General features: G+C 73.7%; 15 protein-coding genes. 6 read left to right on the forward strand and 9 right to left on the reverse strand.

The genetic code is table 11. The annotated features are described in order from the left end of the window. Nucleotides 1-28: 28 nt before the first annotated feature. From OG245_RS35150 to OG245_RS35160, 3 genes are read right to left on the reverse strand one after another with little or no spacing between them, the layout of a single operon-like run. Entirely contained in the window at nucleotides 29-2,173 is a 2,145-nt protein-coding gene (locus OG245_RS35150; RefSeq protein ID WP_371627382.1) for an iron ABC transporter permease, read from the reverse strand. A 2-nt stretch (nucleotides 2,174-2,175) separates the two neighbouring features. Then, complete coding sequence (locus tag OG245_RS35155) at nucleotides 2,176-3,150, reverse strand: iron-siderophore ABC transporter substrate-binding protein (RefSeq protein ID WP_371627383.1); 975 nt, start codon at nucleotides 3,148-3,150, stop codon at nucleotides 2,176-2,178. A gap of 8 nt (nucleotides 3,151-3,158) precedes the next feature. Then, nucleotides 3,159-4,109: an ABC transporter ATP-binding protein gene (locus OG245_RS35160; protein ID WP_371627384.1), complete on the reverse strand. Its 951-nt coding sequence runs from the start codon at nucleotides 4,107-4,109 to the stop codon at nucleotides 3,159-3,161. 416 nt (nucleotides 4,110-4,525) lie between these two features. Between OG245_RS35160 and OG245_RS35165 the strand changes: the two genes are divergently transcribed. Further along, entirely contained in the window at nucleotides 4,526-4,969 is a 444-nt protein-coding gene (locus OG245_RS35165; RefSeq protein WP_371627385.1) for a subtilase-type protease inhibitor, read from the forward strand. A 216-nt stretch (nucleotides 4,970-5,185) separates the two neighbouring features. Here the strand turns inward: OG245_RS35165 and OG245_RS35170 are convergent, their stop codons facing one another. From OG245_RS35170 to rpmG, 5 genes are all read right to left on the reverse strand, one after another. Next, the gene (locus tag OG245_RS35170; RefSeq protein ID WP_371627386.1) at nucleotides 5,186-6,799 is read right to left on the reverse strand and encodes an MFS transporter; all 1,614 of its coding nucleotides are present in this window, start codon (nucleotides 6,797-6,799) and stop codon (nucleotides 5,186-5,188) included. Between the two features lie 94 nt (nucleotides 6,800-6,893). Further along, a complete protein-coding gene (rpsR, locus tag OG245_RS35175; RefSeq protein WP_371627387.1) occupies nucleotides 6,894-7,142 on the reverse strand; it encodes a 30S ribosomal protein S18 in 249 nt (82 codons plus the stop codon). A gap of 142 nt (nucleotides 7,143-7,284) precedes the next feature. Continuing rightward, nucleotides 7,285-8,439 (reverse strand): GTP-binding protein, encoded by a 1,155-nt coding sequence (locus OG245_RS35180; RefSeq protein WP_371627388.1) that lies wholly within the window; start codon nucleotides 8,437-8,439, stop codon nucleotides 7,285-7,287. Further along, entirely contained in the window at nucleotides 8,436-8,690 is a 255-nt protein-coding gene (locus OG245_RS35185; protein WP_371627389.1) for a type B 50S ribosomal protein L31, read from the reverse strand. Before OG245_RS35185 ends, OG245_RS35180 begins: the two co-directional genes overlap by 4 nt. A gap of 69 nt (nucleotides 8,691-8,759) precedes the next feature. Beyond that, on the reverse strand, nucleotides 8,760-8,924 hold the full coding sequence (rpmG, locus tag OG245_RS35190) for a 50S ribosomal protein L33 (protein ID WP_003964410.1): 165 nt from the start codon (nucleotides 8,922-8,924) through the stop codon (nucleotides 8,760-8,762). Between the two features lie 71 nt (nucleotides 8,925-8,995). On the opposite strand from rpmG, the gene rpmB reads away from it, so the two are divergent. Together rpmB and rpsN are read left to right on the forward strand one after the other, a co-directional pair. Beyond that, complete coding sequence (gene rpmB, locus OG245_RS35195; protein WP_371627390.1) at nucleotides 8,996-9,232, forward strand: 50S ribosomal protein L28; 237 nt, start codon at nucleotides 8,996-8,998, stop codon at nucleotides 9,230-9,232. Continuing rightward, nucleotides 9,232-9,537, forward strand: a complete 306-nt coding sequence (gene rpsN / locus OG245_RS35200; protein WP_371627391.1) for a 30S ribosomal protein S14 — start codon at nucleotides 9,232-9,234, stop codon at nucleotides 9,535-9,537. The genes rpmB and rpsN overlap by 1 nt, the downstream gene beginning before the upstream one ends. Nucleotides 9,538-9,606: 69 nt before the next feature. Here the strand turns inward: rpsN and OG245_RS35205 are convergent, their stop codons facing one another. Next, nucleotides 9,607-10,884, reverse strand: a complete 1,278-nt coding sequence (locus OG245_RS35205) for a hypothetical protein (RefSeq protein ID WP_371627392.1) — start codon at nucleotides 10,882-10,884, stop codon at nucleotides 9,607-9,609. A gap of 211 nt (nucleotides 10,885-11,095) precedes the next feature. On the opposite strand from OG245_RS35205, the gene OG245_RS35210 reads away from it, so the two are divergent. Genes OG245_RS35210 through OG245_RS35220 form a run of 3 tightly spaced genes read left to right on the forward strand, consistent with a single transcriptional unit; the run spans nucleotide 11,096 to nucleotide 14,189 of the window. Beyond that, nucleotides 11,096-12,079 (forward strand): ABC transporter substrate-binding protein, encoded by a 984-nt coding sequence (locus OG245_RS35210; RefSeq protein ID WP_371627393.1) that lies wholly within the window; start codon nucleotides 11,096-11,098, stop codon nucleotides 12,077-12,079. Next, nucleotides 12,076-13,137: a FecCD family ABC transporter permease gene (locus OG245_RS35215; protein WP_371627394.1), complete on the forward strand. Its 1,062-nt coding sequence runs from the start codon at nucleotides 12,076-12,078 to the stop codon at nucleotides 13,135-13,137. Before OG245_RS35210 ends, OG245_RS35215 begins: the two co-directional genes overlap by 4 nt. Continuing rightward, nucleotides 13,134-14,189 (forward strand): FecCD family ABC transporter permease, encoded by a 1,056-nt coding sequence (locus OG245_RS35220; RefSeq protein WP_371627395.1) that lies wholly within the window; start codon nucleotides 13,134-13,136, stop codon nucleotides 14,187-14,189. The genes OG245_RS35215 and OG245_RS35220 overlap by 4 nt, the downstream gene beginning before the upstream one ends. The last annotated feature ends 108 nt before the right edge of the window (nucleotides 14,190-14,297 follow it).

Here is a 14,297-nt window from a genome sequence, read left to right on the forward strand (position 1 = left end):
GCGGCTCCGGAACCGGGAAAGCTCGCGCTCACCCCTCGCGCCGCGACCGCCAGAGCAGCCAGATGAAGTACGGGGCGCCGATCACGGCCGTCAGCAGTCCGACCGGGATCTGCGCCGGGGCGATGACCGCCCGGCCGACCAGGTCGGACACGACCACCAGCAGCGCGCCGAGCAGCGCGCTCACCGGAACGACCCGCACATGACTGCGGCCCACCAGGGCACGTGCCGCGTGCGGGGCGACGAGGCCGACGAAACCGATCACGCCGACCGCCGCCACGGCACCCGCCGTCAGGAGGACGGCCAGGCTCAGCAGCGCCAGCCGGGTCGCGCCGATCCGCACGCCGAGCAGGGCGGGCGTCTCGTCGTCCAGCCCGATCAGGTCCAGCTCGCGGCGCATCAACGCGAGGACGGGCAGCGCGACGACCAGGCCCACCAGCACCGGGATCAGCTCGGGGAACGTTCGCCCGTACGTCGAACCGCCGAGCCAGGCCAGCGCCTTCGTCTCGTTGTACGGGTCGGTGAGCACGATCAGCAGGCTCACGAACGCGCCCGCCCCGGCCTGGACGCCGATGCCGATCAGCACCAGCCGGTTCTGTTCCAGCCCGCGGCGTGCGGCGAGACCGAACACCAGCGCCGCGGCGGCCGTCGCACCGGCCAGCGCGGAGCCGCCGATCAGCCAGAAGCTCGCCAGCGGTACGACGGTGAGGACGGCGACCGCCCCGACCCCCGCACCGCTGACGACGCCGAGGACGCCCGGCTCCGCCAGCGGGTTGCGCGACACCGCCTGGACGACGGCACCCGCGACGGCCAGCGCCGCACCGGCCAGCAGGGCCGCCGCGACCCGGGGGACGCGTGTGTCGAGGACGTAACCGACGAACTGGCCCGCCCGGCCGGTGAGCCAGTTGCCCACATCGCCCAGGAGCAGCGTCGCGTCGCCGAAGAGCGTCGCCGCCACCACCGCGCCGAGGAGCCCCACGACCGTCGCCACCAGCGTGAGGACGAACGCCCGGCGACCGCGCAGCCGGGCGAACGCCGTCGAGCCGCTGTCCGTGCCCATGTCGCGCGACCGGTAGGCCAGGACGATCAGGACGAGCGCGCCGAAGCAGGTCGTGACGATGCCGGTGGGCACCTCGGCACCCGCCTGGGCGCCGAACACCGCGCGCAGGGCCACGTCCGCACCGAGCACGACCAGCACACCCGCGAGCGCCGACGCGGGGATGAACGCGTGGTGCCGGACCAGGCCCGGGATCCACGTGCTGAGCAGGCGGACCACGGCGGGCGCGCACAGCCCGACGAAGCCGACCGGCCCCGCGACCGCCACGGACACCGCCGCCAGCAGCACCGCGAGGATCACGGCCGTGCTGCGGGTCAGCCGGGGGCTCACCCCCACGACCGCGGCTCCGTCGTCGCCGAGGGCCAGGATGTCCAGCCGGCGGCCCATCAGCATGAGCCCGGCGAACGCCAGGAGCGCGACCGGGGCGAGCCGGTCGATGGACTGCATGCCGATCTGGGCGAGCGAGCCGTTGCCCCAGGCGAACAGCCCGGTCGTCTGCTGGGAGCGCAGGAGCAGCAGCATCCCGCTCAGCCCGGACAGGGCGAGGGTGAGCGCCGAACCCGCCAGCACCAGCCGGATCGGTCCGGCCCCCGCCCGGGACAGGCCGAGGACGACGCCCGCCGCCAGCAGCCCGCCGAGGAACGCCGTGGCCCCGGCCGGCAGCGCGGGCAGCGTGATCCCGAACGCGGCGACGGCGACGACCGCGAGGTACGCGCCCGCGTTCACGGCGAGCGTGTCGGGGGAGGCCAGCATGTTGCGCGACACCGACTGGAGGGCCGCGCCCGCCGCGCCGAGCGCGCAGCCCACGAGGAGCCCCGCGGCGAGCCGGGGCAGCCGGGAGTCCAGGACGACGGCGGCCGTCTGCTCGTCGGCGCTCCGGTCGGAGGCGGCCCCCGTGGCCAACTGCCAGAGCGTGTGCAGGTCGACGGCGGCGGTGCCCTGGCCCACGTGCACGATCGCGAGGGCCGCCAGCGCGACGATCCCCGTGACCGCGAGGAGGAACATCCGGCCGCGACGGGCCGGCGGGCCGGCCGCCGGGGACCCGCCCCCGGCCGGACCGGCCGCGCCCGCCCCGGTCTTCACCGGGGCGGGCGGGGCGGTTGTGGTGCGTGTGCTCATCGTCAGGCGGTCAGCGCGCCGACGAGGGCGTCGATGTACTCACGCATCGACGCGGTGCCGCCGAACATCCAGATGCCGTCGGGCAGCCGGTGGACCTCGTCGTTCTTGACGAACGGGAGGGACTTCCACACCGCGTTGTCCTTGAGGCCGTCGGCGAACGGGTCGCCGCCGTCGGAGTCGTTGGCGATGTACGCGAACCGCGCGTCGCCGATCTTCGTGAGGCCCTCGACATCGGTCGCCGCCAGGCCGTAGGCCTTGTCGCCCTTCAGCTTCCACGGGTCCACGAGACCGAGTTCGGTGTTCACGTCGGCGAGCAGCGAGCCCTTGACGTACGGGCGCACCGAGACCTGGTTGCCCTCCTGCCAGCCGTCGGCGAAGGCGACCTTCTCGCCGTCGAGACCGGCGTCCGCGAGCTTCTTCCTGCCGTCCGCGACCGCCTTGCGGAAGGATGCGACCTCGGACTCGGCCTTGTCCTCCTTGCCGGTGGCCTTGCCGATGAGCTCGACGGTGTCGACCATCTGGTCGATCTGCCGGCTCGCGTCGGCCGAGCGGACCACGGCGACCGGGGCGGCCTTGGACAGCTGCGCGATGGCGGAGTCGGACAGGTCGGTGGTGGCGACGATGAGGTCGGGCTTGAGGCTCGCGACGGTGGCGACGCTGGGCTCGCCCCGGGTGCCTATGTCCTTGACGCCCTTGGTGAGCGGCGCGGCGGTGTTGTAGGCGGTGTAGCCCTTGACGTCGGCCACGCCGACCGGCTGGACGCCGAGGGTCACGAGCGACTCGACGACGTTCCACTCGGTGCCGACGACGCGCGTCGCCGGCCCGTCGAGCGTGATCTCCTTGCCGCGGGAGTCGGTGATCGTCACCGCGCTGTCCTTGGCGGACTCCTTCTTCGGCGCCTCGGTGGTGCCGCAGGCCGTGAGGGCGAGTGCTGCCGCGGCGGCGAGGGCGGGCCACGTCAGGTACTGGTTCTTCATGAGGGTGTTCAGGGCCTTTCGGAACGAAGGTGGTGGCGGCCGACCGCGCGGGTGCGCGGGATGCCGGTGGAGGAGTCGGGCTCGACGTCGATGCGGATGCCGTACGCGTCGCTGAGCCGCTCGGGGGCGTACACCTCCGCGGGCGTGCCCGCGGCGACGATCCGCCCGGACGAGAGGAGGACGACCTGGTCGGCCACGGCGGCGGCCTGGTCCAGGTCGTGCAGGACGACGCCGACCGTGACGCCGTGGCTGTCGGCGAGGTCGCGTACGAGGTCGAGGATCTCGACCTGGTAGCGCAGGTCGAGATAGGTGGTCGGCTCGTCGAGGAGGAGGACGTCGGTGTCCTGGGCCAGGCAGCAGGCGAACCAGACGCGTTGCAGCTGCCCGCCGGACAGGCTCTCCACCCCGCGGTCGGCGAACTCGGTGAGATGCGTGACGGCCAGCGCGTGTTCGACCATGCGGGCGCCGTCCGGATCGGTTCCCCGGAGCCGGCCCCGGTAGGGGTGCCGGCCGAATCCGACCACGTCGCGCACGCTGAGACCGGCCGGCGCGTTCCGGCTCTGCGCGAGCAGCGTGACACGGCGGGCGAAGTCGGAGCGCGACAGGGCGAGGGCGTCGACGGGCGTGGCGTCCTCGGCCCCGGCCGCCACGGTCACGCTGCCGGTACGGGCCTTGTGCAGCCGGGCCACGGCCCGCAACAGGGTGGACTTCCCACTGCCGTTCGGCCCGATGAGCGCGGTGACGCGGCCACGCGGCAGCCGCAGGTCGGCCCCGTGCACGACGTCGGTGCGGTCGTACGCGATCGTCATGTCGCGGGCGTCGAGGCCGACGTCGGGCGTGGCGGAGGGCGCGGCCGGGCCGGGCCCGGGGGCGGCGGTGGGCACGGCGGTGGCACCGGCAGCGGGCGCGGAGCGCCGACGTGGCGGTGGGTCTTCTCGGTCGAGGGCAGGAACGATCACGACCGTGAGGTTAGCCTACCCTAAATTGCCCAGGTCAAGCGGGATTCGGAATCGTGTCCTCCGCGTGACCCGCGGGCGGTTCGCGGCGCGGTCGTCGGTGGTCGCCGCCGAGGAGGTGGTCGCGGGCCTCGCGAGGGTGCGTGGCTCCGGGTGGCGGTACTTTCCGGCCGAAGCGGCTATGTGGCGCATCGGGGGATCTCTTCGTGTGTGCAGGTCAGGCGGTAGTTCTGCGTTGAACCGCCGAAGTTCGTCCATATGCTGGACGGCTCGCGCGAGGTGCCTGAGCTGCCCGAATGACCATTCGGTCGGCTCGAACGCCCGTCTGCGGCTGGAAGCTGGCCGTCGATGTGCGCTTACTTTCCGCATGCGTAAGACTCCTGACCGCAATCAGGCACACGACCAAGGAGTCTTCACCGATGCGACGCAACCCTCAGGCAGTCTTCGCAACCGTCACGGCGAGCACCCTTCTGCTCACCGGACTCGCGACCGCCACCGCCCAGGCCGCACCGGCCAGGGCCGAGAGCCTCTACGCGCCCTCGGCCCTCGTCCTCACCGTGGCCCGCGGGGATGACGCGCTGACGGCCACCGTCGAGCGGGCCGTGACGCTCACCTGCGCCCCCACCGCCGGGGGAACGCACCCCGCTCCCGCCGCGGCCTGCCAGGAACTGGCCGCGGTCCAGGGGGAGTTCTCCGAACTGACCGCCGGTCCGTCGAACCGGACCTGTACCCGCCAGTGGGACCCGCTCGTCGTGACCGCCCACGGCGTCTGGCAGGGCAAGCGGGTCCAGTTCAGCACCACCTACGGCAACGCCTGCGAGATGGCGGGCAGCATGAACGACAACGCCGTATTCGCCTTCTGAGCCACCGGGGCGCGCCGACGCCGGGATGACGGAGCGCGACTCCGTCCCGCCCGACCGCGTACGGCGATCCGCCCCGCCCCGCGTGCCCCGCACACGCCCCCGTTCACGACGGCCGGGAGCCGTGCGGCCGCACCGGCCGTCTCCGCCGCGGCCGGCAGCGACCCGCCCCGGCCGGTTCGTCACCGGACCCTCCCGAGTCATCGGGCGGACCTCTCGCTAGTCGGAGGACTCCTGCGTCACCCGGGTCCCCGGATGGCGCAGCGAGATCAGGAAGGCCACGCCCAGGGCGATGGCCATCCCGTAGAACACCCACTGGTTCGCCTCGGCGAAGTCCATCCGGATCGCCGACATCGAGTCCCGTACGGTCTCGGCCACCGGTCCCGTGCCGGACGGCCCCCGGGAGTCCGCCTGACCGGTCACCGACTGGGCGACGGACTCGGCGGCTCCGTGCGACGCACCGTCCGGCACGCCCTTGTCCCGCAGGGTCCCGCCCACCTCCGTGATCGTCCTGTGGGTCAGCACGGTGCCGAAGACGGCCAGCCCGATGCTGGCCGCGAAGTTGCGTACGGTCTGGGTGATGCCGGTGACCTCGCCATAACTCGCGTCGATCGCCCGGTTCACGGCGTCGGTCGAGGCCGGCGCCAGCAGCAGCCCGATGCCCGCGCCCGCCATCGCCGCGTACAGCCACTGGTCATGCATGGACAGCGTGGTCAACTTCCCGGCCCACAGGGCGAATCCGACCGCGCCGAGCGCCGTGCCGAGCTTCATCGCGGGGCGCGCGCCGCGCTTGTCGAGGATCCGGCCGCCCCACTGGGAGGCGAGCCCGAAGCCGATGAAGAAGTACAGGAGATACAGCGCCGCCTGGTTCGGCGACGCGCTCAGCGAGACCTGCGCGTACACGGAGGCGAAGAAGAACACCGGGACGAAGGCCATCATGGCGAAGAACAGCACGGCGTTGTCCACCCGGAACGCCAGGTCGCGGAAGACCTTGAGGTTGATCAACGGGAAACGCGTGCGCAGTTCCAGTCGGCAGAAGGCCGCCAGCACCAGCAGACCGCCCGCGATGCACGCCCAGGTGGCGACGGAGTCCCAGCCCCAGGCCGACGCCTGTTGCAGCCCCAGCACCGTCAGCCCCATGCCGACGGCGACCAGCGCCGCTCCGGGCAGGTCGAGGGGCTCGCGGCGGGTCCGGTCCGGGATGCGGGCCAGTACCGCCAGCACGACGGCGACGACGGCCACGGGGACGTTGACCCAGAAGATCGCCCGCCAGGTCCACCCGGTGAGCCAGCCGCCGAGCAGCGGCCCGACCGCGGTGAGCGCCCCGGACACCCCGAAGAACAGGGCCAGGGCCCGTCCGCGCCGCTCCACCGGGAACACGGCGATGACCACGGCGAGCGCGGCCGGGAACATCAGGGCCGCGCCGATGCCCTGGACGGCGCGGAAGCCGATCAGCCAGGCCTGCGCGAAGCCCCCGGAGGGCACCGCACCGCACAGCGCGGAGGCGGTCACGAAGACCAGTGTGCCGATCAGCATCACGCGGCGGTGCCCGAAGAGGTCGGACAACCGCCCGCCCAGGGCGAAGAAGGCGGCCAGCGTCAGCAGGTAGGCGTTGACGACCCACTGCATCTGCGAGGAGGTGAGCCCGAGTTCGTCGATGATGTCCGGGGCCGCGATCGCCACGATGGTCTGGTCGATGAAGGTCATCGACACGGCGAACAGCATGGCCGTGAGAGCGAGGCCCTGGTTCGGCGGGCCGCCCCGCAGGCCCCCTGCCGCCGGTTCCGGCGATCCAGGACGCGGACCGCCCCTTTCGGGGGTTTCTCTGGCCATGGGTCCATGGTCGCCGGGCTGCCGCCTTGGTGCATCCCGAGCCGCGGGGCTGCCTCGCCGCGACGGCGGGCACGTCGTGGCGGGGCGTCGCGCGCTACGTGCCCGTCGCGGATCCGGTGTACGGCAGCAGGGCCATCTCGCGGGCGTTCTTGATGGCCGCGGCCACCTGCCGCTGCTGCTGGGCGCTGATCCGGGTGACCCGGCGGCTGCGGATCTTCCCGCGGTCGGAGATGAACCTCCGCAGCAGATCGGTGTCCTTGTAGTCGATGTACGTGATCCCTGCGGCGTCCAGGGAATTCGGGCGGTTCTTGAGCGGCTTGCGGGGGTCCTGCTGACGGGCCATGGGGCTTCCTCGTGCTCGGTGCTCGGTGCTCGGTGCTCGGTGCTCGGTGTGCGGTGCTCTGTGTGCGGTGTGCGGTGTGCGTGGTCGGTGGTCGTTCGGGTCGCGCGTCGCGGGGGACGGGTACGGGGACGGTGCGCGGGCGTCAGTGGACCGGGTCGAGGAGTGCGTCGAACGCGGCGGGCAGGCTCTTCCACGCCTCCCGGCCGGAGCCGTACTCCTCGTCCGTGAGCAGGCAGGAGTCCAGCAGGCCGGTCAGGCCGTCGCGGTCGAGGCCCGGGGAGACGAAGACCAGGTGCTGGCAGCAGTCGCCGTGCTCCGGGTGCCAGTCCAGCGCGGCGGCAGCCCGCCGGTAGGGCGGCACCATGGACCAGGCGGCGTCCGGGAGCGAGGCGAGCCAGGGGCCGGTGTTCTCCACGCAGAGCGCGCCGCCCGCGGCATCCCAGGAGAGCAGGGTGTCGGGCCGGTCCGCGAGCCAGAACCGGCCCCGGCTGCGGGCCGCCGCACAGCTCAGGTCCTCCAGGGCGTCGAGCAGGCGCTCGGGGTGGAACGGCCGGTGCCGTCGCCAGACGAGCGTGCCCACCCCTGCCTCGTCGGCCTCCTGCGGAAGCAGCGCACAGGCCGGGTGCTGGCCCGCGTCCGCCGCCTCCACGTCGAAGCCCGCGAAGGCGAGCCGGGCCAACTCGGCGGATCCGGAAGCGGCCTGGCGGGCCGTCGGGTTCAGCTGCCGGATCAGGGCGAGGTCCTCGTCGTCGGTCGCCTGGCTCGGCGCCACGGCCAGGACGGGCGCGTACTCCACCTGCCGGGCCCAGGTGTCGCCGATGGTCCGCCGGTCGGCGGGCGCCGCCGCGAGACCGGCCTCGGCCAGATCGTCGCCGTTGGAGAGGCAGGGCAGGACGAGCGTGGGGTCGACCGCCGCGAACACGCCGGTGACCTCGGCGGCGGTGGTGTGCGCGGCGATCACCTCGGCCATCGACTTCGGCTCGACGGAGTCCCAGAGCTCCAGGACGGCGAGGCGGGTCCGCCCGTCCCCCGCGAGGCGTTCGAGTTCGGGGACGAGGTCCTCGCGCATCGCGCAGCAGGCGCACGCGTTCACCAGCGGCGTCTCGCCGGAGTCCAGCTCGCCGCCGGAATCCCGCAGGGAGCGGCGTACCGTGCCGCCGGTTGCCGTGGAGAGGTCGTGGTGCAGCGCGACGCTGTGCGGGACGTCCCGCAGCAGGCCTTCCACCACGTCGCGGCGTGCCTCTGAGTGCAGGCCGCAGACGATGACGACGGGCAGTTTCGTGCGGTGCCCGCTCATCGGGCCTCACCACGTCCGTAGCGGCGTTCGAAGCGCTCGACGCGTCCGGCGGTGTCCAGGACGCGGGCGGTGCCGGTGTAGAAGGGGTGGCTCGCGGAGGAGATCTCCACGTCGACCACCGGGTAGGTGTTGCCGTCCTCCCAGGTGACGGTGCGGTCGCTGGTCATGGTCGAGCGGGTGAGGAACGCGAAGTCGGCGGCCCTGTCGCGGAAGACGACGGGGCCGTAGGAGGGGTGGATGCCGGGTTTCATGAAGGTGTCCTGGGGTCGGGTGCGGGGGTGCGGGGGTGCGGCGGGGGAGCGCCGGGGCCTTCGCCGGCCTCAGCGCTCCTCGCGGAAGTCGACGTGGCGGCGGGCGACCGGGTCGTACTTGCGCAGCACCATCCGGTCGGGGTCGTTCCGCCGGTTCTTGCGGGTGACGTAGGTGTAGCCGGTCCCCGCGGTGGAGCGGAGCTTGATGACCGGGCGTACTTCGTTGCGAGCCATGGGCGCTACTATATGGCAATGGTTTCCATTTTCAATAATGGATGCGTCGAAGGAGAGGCAGGTAACTTTCCATGTCCGCCCACTGCCAACTGACCGGTTCGAAGCCGGGATTCGGCAACAACATCTCCCACTCGCACCGCCGGACCTCCCGCCGGTTCGACCCGAACATCCAGCGCAAGCGGTACTGGCTGCCCGGCGAGGGCCGCTATGTGCGCCTCACGCTGAGCGCCCGGGCGATCAGGACCGTCGACAGCATCGGCGTCGAGGCCGCGGTCGCGCGCATCCGTGCGCGGGGAGGGAAGGTCTGATGGCGAAGAAGAGCAAGATCGCGCGGAACGACCGACGGCGGGCGACCGTCGACCGCTACGCGGCCCGCAGGGCCGAGCTGAAGGAGATCATCCGCCGGCCCGGTACGCCGGAGCGCGAACGGGACGCGGCCGTGCAGGAGTTGCGGCGTCAGCCGCGCGATGCCAGCGCCACGCGGGTGCGCAACCGCGACAGCGTCGACGGCAGGCCCCGCGGTCACCTGCGCAGGTTCGGGCTCTCCCGGGTCCGGATGCGTGAGCAGGCCCACGCGGGATTCCTCCCGGGAGTCACCAAGTCCTCCTGGTGACACCGGCCCGAACGCCGGGGCGGGTGGTGGTACGGCGGTCGCGTCGCGCCACCACCCGCGTCGCGTCTCTCAGCGCCCGACCGGGTCGAGGTGGGCCCTGTCCCCGGGGGTGAGGAGGGCGAGGTGCCCTCCGTCGTCCAGGGGTGTCGGGACGTTCAACGTCGTGAGCAGGTCCGCCCGGTCCGCGTCGAAGACGTGGACCTCGCCATGGCCTCCCCGGCTGACCGCGACCAGGTCCCCGCCGGGTGAGGCGGCGACGGCCCGCCGCTGTACGCCGTCCCAGGGGGTCCCGCCGGGCCTGGGTGCGCCGGACATGGCGGGCAGGGGCAGGCGCACGGCGACCTCCGGGCGGGATCCGGCGACCGGGGGCGCGGTGAGCAGGACGAGCTCGTCGCCGTCCGGGTGGACCCGGGTGAACGCGATGTGGCGGGCGGCCACCGCGAGCCGGAAGACCAGCCCGGGGCCCAGGTCCAGCCGGCCCGTCACGCCCGTGTCGAGGTGGTGCCACCAGGCGTCGTTGGACCAGTGGGGCCACTGTCCGGGGTCGCCCGGTCCGCCGCGCACGCAGGACCAGAGCATCCGCCGCACGGGGTCGAGCCGCAGGTAGTGGCCGCGTCCGCCGGAACGTCCGTCGGCGGACCAGGGCAGGGGGTCCTCGCGGACGAGGCCGTCCCCTTCCCGTCGTGCGCGATGCACTCCTGACCCGGCGGCGGCGAACACCCGGCCGGTGAGCGGGTCGTGGGCGTCGCCGTGGCCGTCGTCGTCCGGCAGGGCGACCCGTTGGGCCGGGACCGCCGGAGGGCAGGCGGGGGCCGAGCGCATCAGGTCGGGGTGCCGGTGGGCCAGCAGCTCGCCCGGCTCCCGGTGGCGCAGCACCACGAGGGGGGACGGTCCACCGAGGACCGTGACCCCCGGCTCGCCCGTCCGCCCCCGTACGCGTACGGCGACGGCGCCGTCCGGTGCGTCGAGGTCGACGGCCGTCAGGAGCCCGGTCCATGCCTCCTCGTTGCGGCCGAGACCGGTGGTCGCCGCGAGAAGCCGGCCTCCCGGGGCGGCCGCCAGGTGTTCGGCGGGGACCGCGACCGGTATCCGCCGCCGGACCAGCGGCCGGCCGGCGCCGGGGCCGTAGGGGTCGAGCACCAGCAGCTCGCCCGCCCGGTCGTCCACGCAGGCGGTGAGGTCGCCCGGCAGGGCGAGGAAGCCGGCGTGCTCGGAGAGGTGCCGGTGGCGCAGCTCGGCGCGCTCCGTGCCGTCCGGGAGGTCCAGCAGGCTGATCCGGCCGGCGACATGGTCGGAGACCAGCAGGCGCGGCGGTGCGTGGGGCGAGGCGGGTGGGGGCTGCGGCATGGCGAACTCCTGCGGTCGGTGGGGTGGTAGGGGCGATGGGGGCCGGTGGGGCCCGGCGACGGCCGTCGAAAACGGGGGAGAGGCACCGGCACTTTATTGGAAATGATAATCATGTGTAAGGTTCCGGTCTGTGGCGGGGGATCGTTCCCGGGGCTCCGCCGCCGTATCCGCCCCATCCCCGGGACCGCACAGGAACGTTGAGGGACCGTCGATGCCACGAACCGCGCTGAGAGTCCGCCGCTGGGCCGCGATCGCCGTACTGGGAGGCCTGCTGGCCGGCTGCGGAACCGGGGAGGCGGACACCGGAGGACCGGCCGCCGCTCCGGGGGGCGCCGGCGCCCGCACGAGCACGGACGTGCGGCCCATCGAGGCCGCCACCCGGATCACCGACGCCAAGGGCGTCACGGTCTCCCTGCCCAAGCCGCCGGAGAGGATCGTCTGCCTGGTCGCCCTCTGCGACGACATCCTCGTCGAGCTGGGCATGACGCCGACCGCCACCAACTCCCAGGTGCTGGCGCACCCGAAGTTCCTGGGCCGGGAGAAGGCCGCGGGGATACCGGTCGTGCCCGGCGGCTTCCTCAGCCCCGAGGTCGAGGCGATCCTGTCCCACCGGCCCGACCTGGTGATCGGCCTGGAGGACACCCACGGCAAGCTGGCTCCCGCGCTGAAGGGCGCCACGGCGTTCTGGCCGGTCCAGCCCGGATCCTGGCAGGACAGCGTCGGCTATCTGCGGGACCTGGCCGCGCTCACCGGCCGCACCGAGCAGGGCGAGAAGGCGGAGAAGGGCTTCCGCGGCCGCCTCGCACAGGCGGAGAAGGCGAAGAGCGACAAGACCGCGCTCATCGTCTACGGCAGCGACGAGAACTTCGGCGTGGCCACCCCGGAGACCGATGTGGCGGCCGGACTCTTCCCGAAGATCACTCACTACCCCTGGAAGAGCCGGGGCGTCGACGGCAGCTACAGCCTGGAGGAGATCCTCGCCCGGGACGTCGACGTCCTGTTCGTGGAGACCCTGTCCTTCGGCGCGCCGGACGGCAAGCTCTCCGACAAGCTGGCGAAGAACCCGCTCTGGTCACGGATCCCGGCGGTGAAGAACGGCAAGGTCATCGAGGTCGACTCCGAGGTCTGGGCCAAGGGGCGCGGCACCCGTTCGCTGGGCGTCGTCCTCGACGAGGCGACGGCCGCACTGCGGTGAGGCGTCCGCCCGTGGCGCCGCTCTGCCTGGGCGCGGCGGCCCTGGCGGGCGCGGTCTGCGCGCTCGGCCTCGGCACGCCGTACGTCCCGCCCCTCAGGCTCCCGGCCACGCTGGGGGCCGACGGGCTCGCGGGGCTCGTCGTCACCGAACTGCGGCTGCCCCGCCTGGTGCTGGCGCTGATCGCCGGAGCCTGCCTGGGCGCGGCGGGCCTCGTCCTCCAGGAGGCCCTGCGCAACCCGCTGGCCGTGCCCGAGATGCTGGGCGTCTCCTCCGGGGCCGCCCTGGGCGTCGCCGCACCGCTGGTCCTGGCCCTGGGGGTTCCCCTCGGACTGCAACCGTTCCTCGCCCTGGCCGGGGCGGCGCTCGGCGGTCTGCTCACCCTGGTCGCCGCCGGATTCGGGCGGAGCCCCTCGGCCGTCCTGCTCACCGGAGCAGCCGTCGCCGCCGCGCTCCAGGCGGCGCTGCTGGTCCTCATGGTGATGGCCGATCAGCTCGACCTCCAGCTCATCTACCGCTATCTGCTGGGCAGTCTGTCCGCCCGCACCTGGGACGACGTCACCGGTCTGCTGCCCTGGCTCGCCGTGGCCGTCCCGGCGCTGGTGCTGTGCGTGCCGGTGCTCGGAGTGCTGCGCCTCGGCGACGACGACGCCCGCGCGCTGGGCGTACGGGTCGAACGCGCGCGAGTCGCCGCGCTGGGCATCGCCGTCGTCCTCATCGCTCCCGTCGTCGCCGTCTGCGGGCCGGTGGCCTGGGTCGGTTTCCTCGCCCCCCACCTCGCCCGCCGCCTCCGCCCGGACGGCGGCGCGGCCGGGTGGCTCGTCCGGTCCGCCGTGTGCGGCGCGATCGTCGTGCTGTGCGCCGATCAGCCGGCCCGGCTGGCCCTCGCCCCGGTCGAGACGCCGGTCGGCGCCTGGACCGCTCTGATCGGGGTGCCGGTCGGAGTCGTGCTGCTGAAGCGGGGGAGGCGGCCCGCCCGGGACCGGGCCCCCGTGGCCCCGTCCGCACCCGGGGGCCCGCCGGATCTCCCCGCTCCCGTCCTGCGGAAGGCGGAACGATGACGCTCATCGACACCGTGCCCGGCCCTGCCCGCCGGGCCCTGCGTGCACCGGGCGTCCGGATGGGCGGCCTGGCGCTGCTCGTCGCCGCTGTGGCCTGCGCCGATCTGTTCGCCGGACGGGGCGTCACCCCTGACGGCGTACGGGCGGTGCTGCTCGGCGGAGGCGATCCCACCGCCGACCACATCGTGCTCCGGCTCCGGTTGCCCCGGCTGCTGGTGGCGCTGGTCGCCGGAGCCTGCCTCGGGGTGGCCGGGCTCGTGCTCCAGTCGGCCCTGCGCAACCCGCTGGCCGGGCCCGAAGTCACCGGCGTCACTCCCGGTGCCGTGCTCGGCGCGGTCGCCGCGACCGGCCTGGGCCTGGCGGGCTGGGAATCCCCCACGGCCGTGGTCGTGGCGTCCTGTCTCGGCGGCTTCGCCGGGGCGGGTCTGCTGTGGCTGCTCGCCGGACGGGACCGGGGCGACCCGGAACAGACCGCCGTGTACGGGGTCCTCGTGTCGGCGGTGCTCGCCGGGCTCACCGCCGTCGTCCTCCTGGTGGCCCCCGGCGAACTCGGCAGCGTCGTGCAGTGGTTGATCGGATCCACCGAGGGCCGGGTCTGGCAGCACTGGAATCTGCTCTGGCCGTGGGCCGTCTTCTGGGGCGCGGCGGCCTGGCTGCTCGCGGGGCCGCTGACCCTCTTGCGCTGCGGCGACGAACAGGCCTCTGCCGCGGGCCTGGCCACCGGCCGGGGCCGGGGAGCGGCGCTGGTCTGCGCCGTGGCGCTGACGGCCGGTGCCGTGTCGGCCGTGGGGGCGCTCGGCTTCGTGGGGCTGCTGGTGCCCCATCTGGCGCTGGCCGTCTTCGGGGCCGACCTGCGCATCACCCTGCCGGGCGCCGCGCTGCTCGGCGCGGCGGTGGTGTGCGGGGCGGACGCCGCCGCCCAACTGCTGTCCCGGCTGCTGGCCACCGGGCTGGACGCGGACCGGCTGACCCTTCCGGTCGGCGCTCTGACCACGTTCGTGGGGGCGGGGCTGCTGATGGTCGTGGCGCGGCGGCGGGCGGACGAGCGATGACGGAGAGCGGTACGCGGACACGGCGCGGCGAAACGGGTGTCGGCGCGGCACCGGCACCGGCATCTATACATCGGCATCGACACATCGACATCAACGGAAGTGGAGGAC

The organism is Streptomyces sp. NBC_01116, assembly GCF_041435495.1.
GTDB lineage: Bacteria > Actinomycetota > Actinomycetes > Streptomycetales > Streptomycetaceae > Streptomyces.

What these genes read in the sequence shown, in the direction of transcription:
- OG245_RS35185 (WP_371627389.1), bottom strand. Translation starts at nt 8,690, where the DNA reads ATGAAACCCGGCATCCACCCCTCCTACGGCCCCGTCGTCTTCCGCGAC.
- rpmB (WP_371627390.1), top strand. Translation starts at nt 8,996, where the DNA reads ATGTCCGCCCACTGCCAACTGACCGGTTCGAAGCCGGGATTCGGCAAC.
- OG245_RS35220 (WP_371627395.1), top strand. Translation starts at nt 13,134, where the DNA reads ATGACGCTCATCGACACCGTGCCCGGCCCTGCCCGCCGGGCCCTGCGT.
- OG245_RS35170 (WP_371627386.1), bottom strand. Translation starts at nt 6,799, where the DNA reads ATGGCCAGAGAAACCCCCGAAAGGGGCGGTCCGCGTCCTGGATCGCCG.
- OG245_RS35205 (WP_371627392.1), bottom strand. Translation starts at nt 10,884, where the DNA reads ATGCCGCAGCCCCCACCCGCCTCGCCCCACGCACCGCCGCGCCTGCTG.
- rpsR (WP_371627387.1), bottom strand. Translation starts at nt 7,142, where the DNA reads ATGGCCCGTCAGCAGGACCCCCGCAAGCCGCTCAAGAACCGCCCGAAT.
- rpsN (WP_371627391.1), top strand. Translation starts at nt 9,232, where the DNA reads ATGGCGAAGAAGAGCAAGATCGCGCGGAACGACCGACGGCGGGCGACC.
- OG245_RS35155 (WP_371627383.1), bottom strand. Translation starts at nt 3,150, where the DNA reads ATGAAGAACCAGTACCTGACGTGGCCCGCCCTCGCCGCCGCGGCAGCA.
- OG245_RS35180 (WP_371627388.1), bottom strand. Translation starts at nt 8,439, where the DNA reads ATGAGCGGGCACCGCACGAAACTGCCCGTCGTCATCGTCTGCGGCCTG.
- OG245_RS35150 (WP_371627382.1), bottom strand. Translation starts at nt 2,173, where the DNA reads ATGAGCACACGCACCACAACCGCCCCGCCCGCCCCGGTGAAGACCGGG.
- OG245_RS35165 (WP_371627385.1), top strand. Translation starts at nt 4,526, where the DNA reads ATGCGACGCAACCCTCAGGCAGTCTTCGCAACCGTCACGGCGAGCACC.
- OG245_RS35210 (WP_371627393.1), top strand. Translation starts at nt 11,096, where the DNA reads ATGCCACGAACCGCGCTGAGAGTCCGCCGCTGGGCCGCGATCGCCGTA.
- rpmG (WP_003964410.1), bottom strand. Translation starts at nt 8,924, where the DNA reads ATGGCTCGCAACGAAGTACGCCCGGTCATCAAGCTCCGCTCCACCGCG.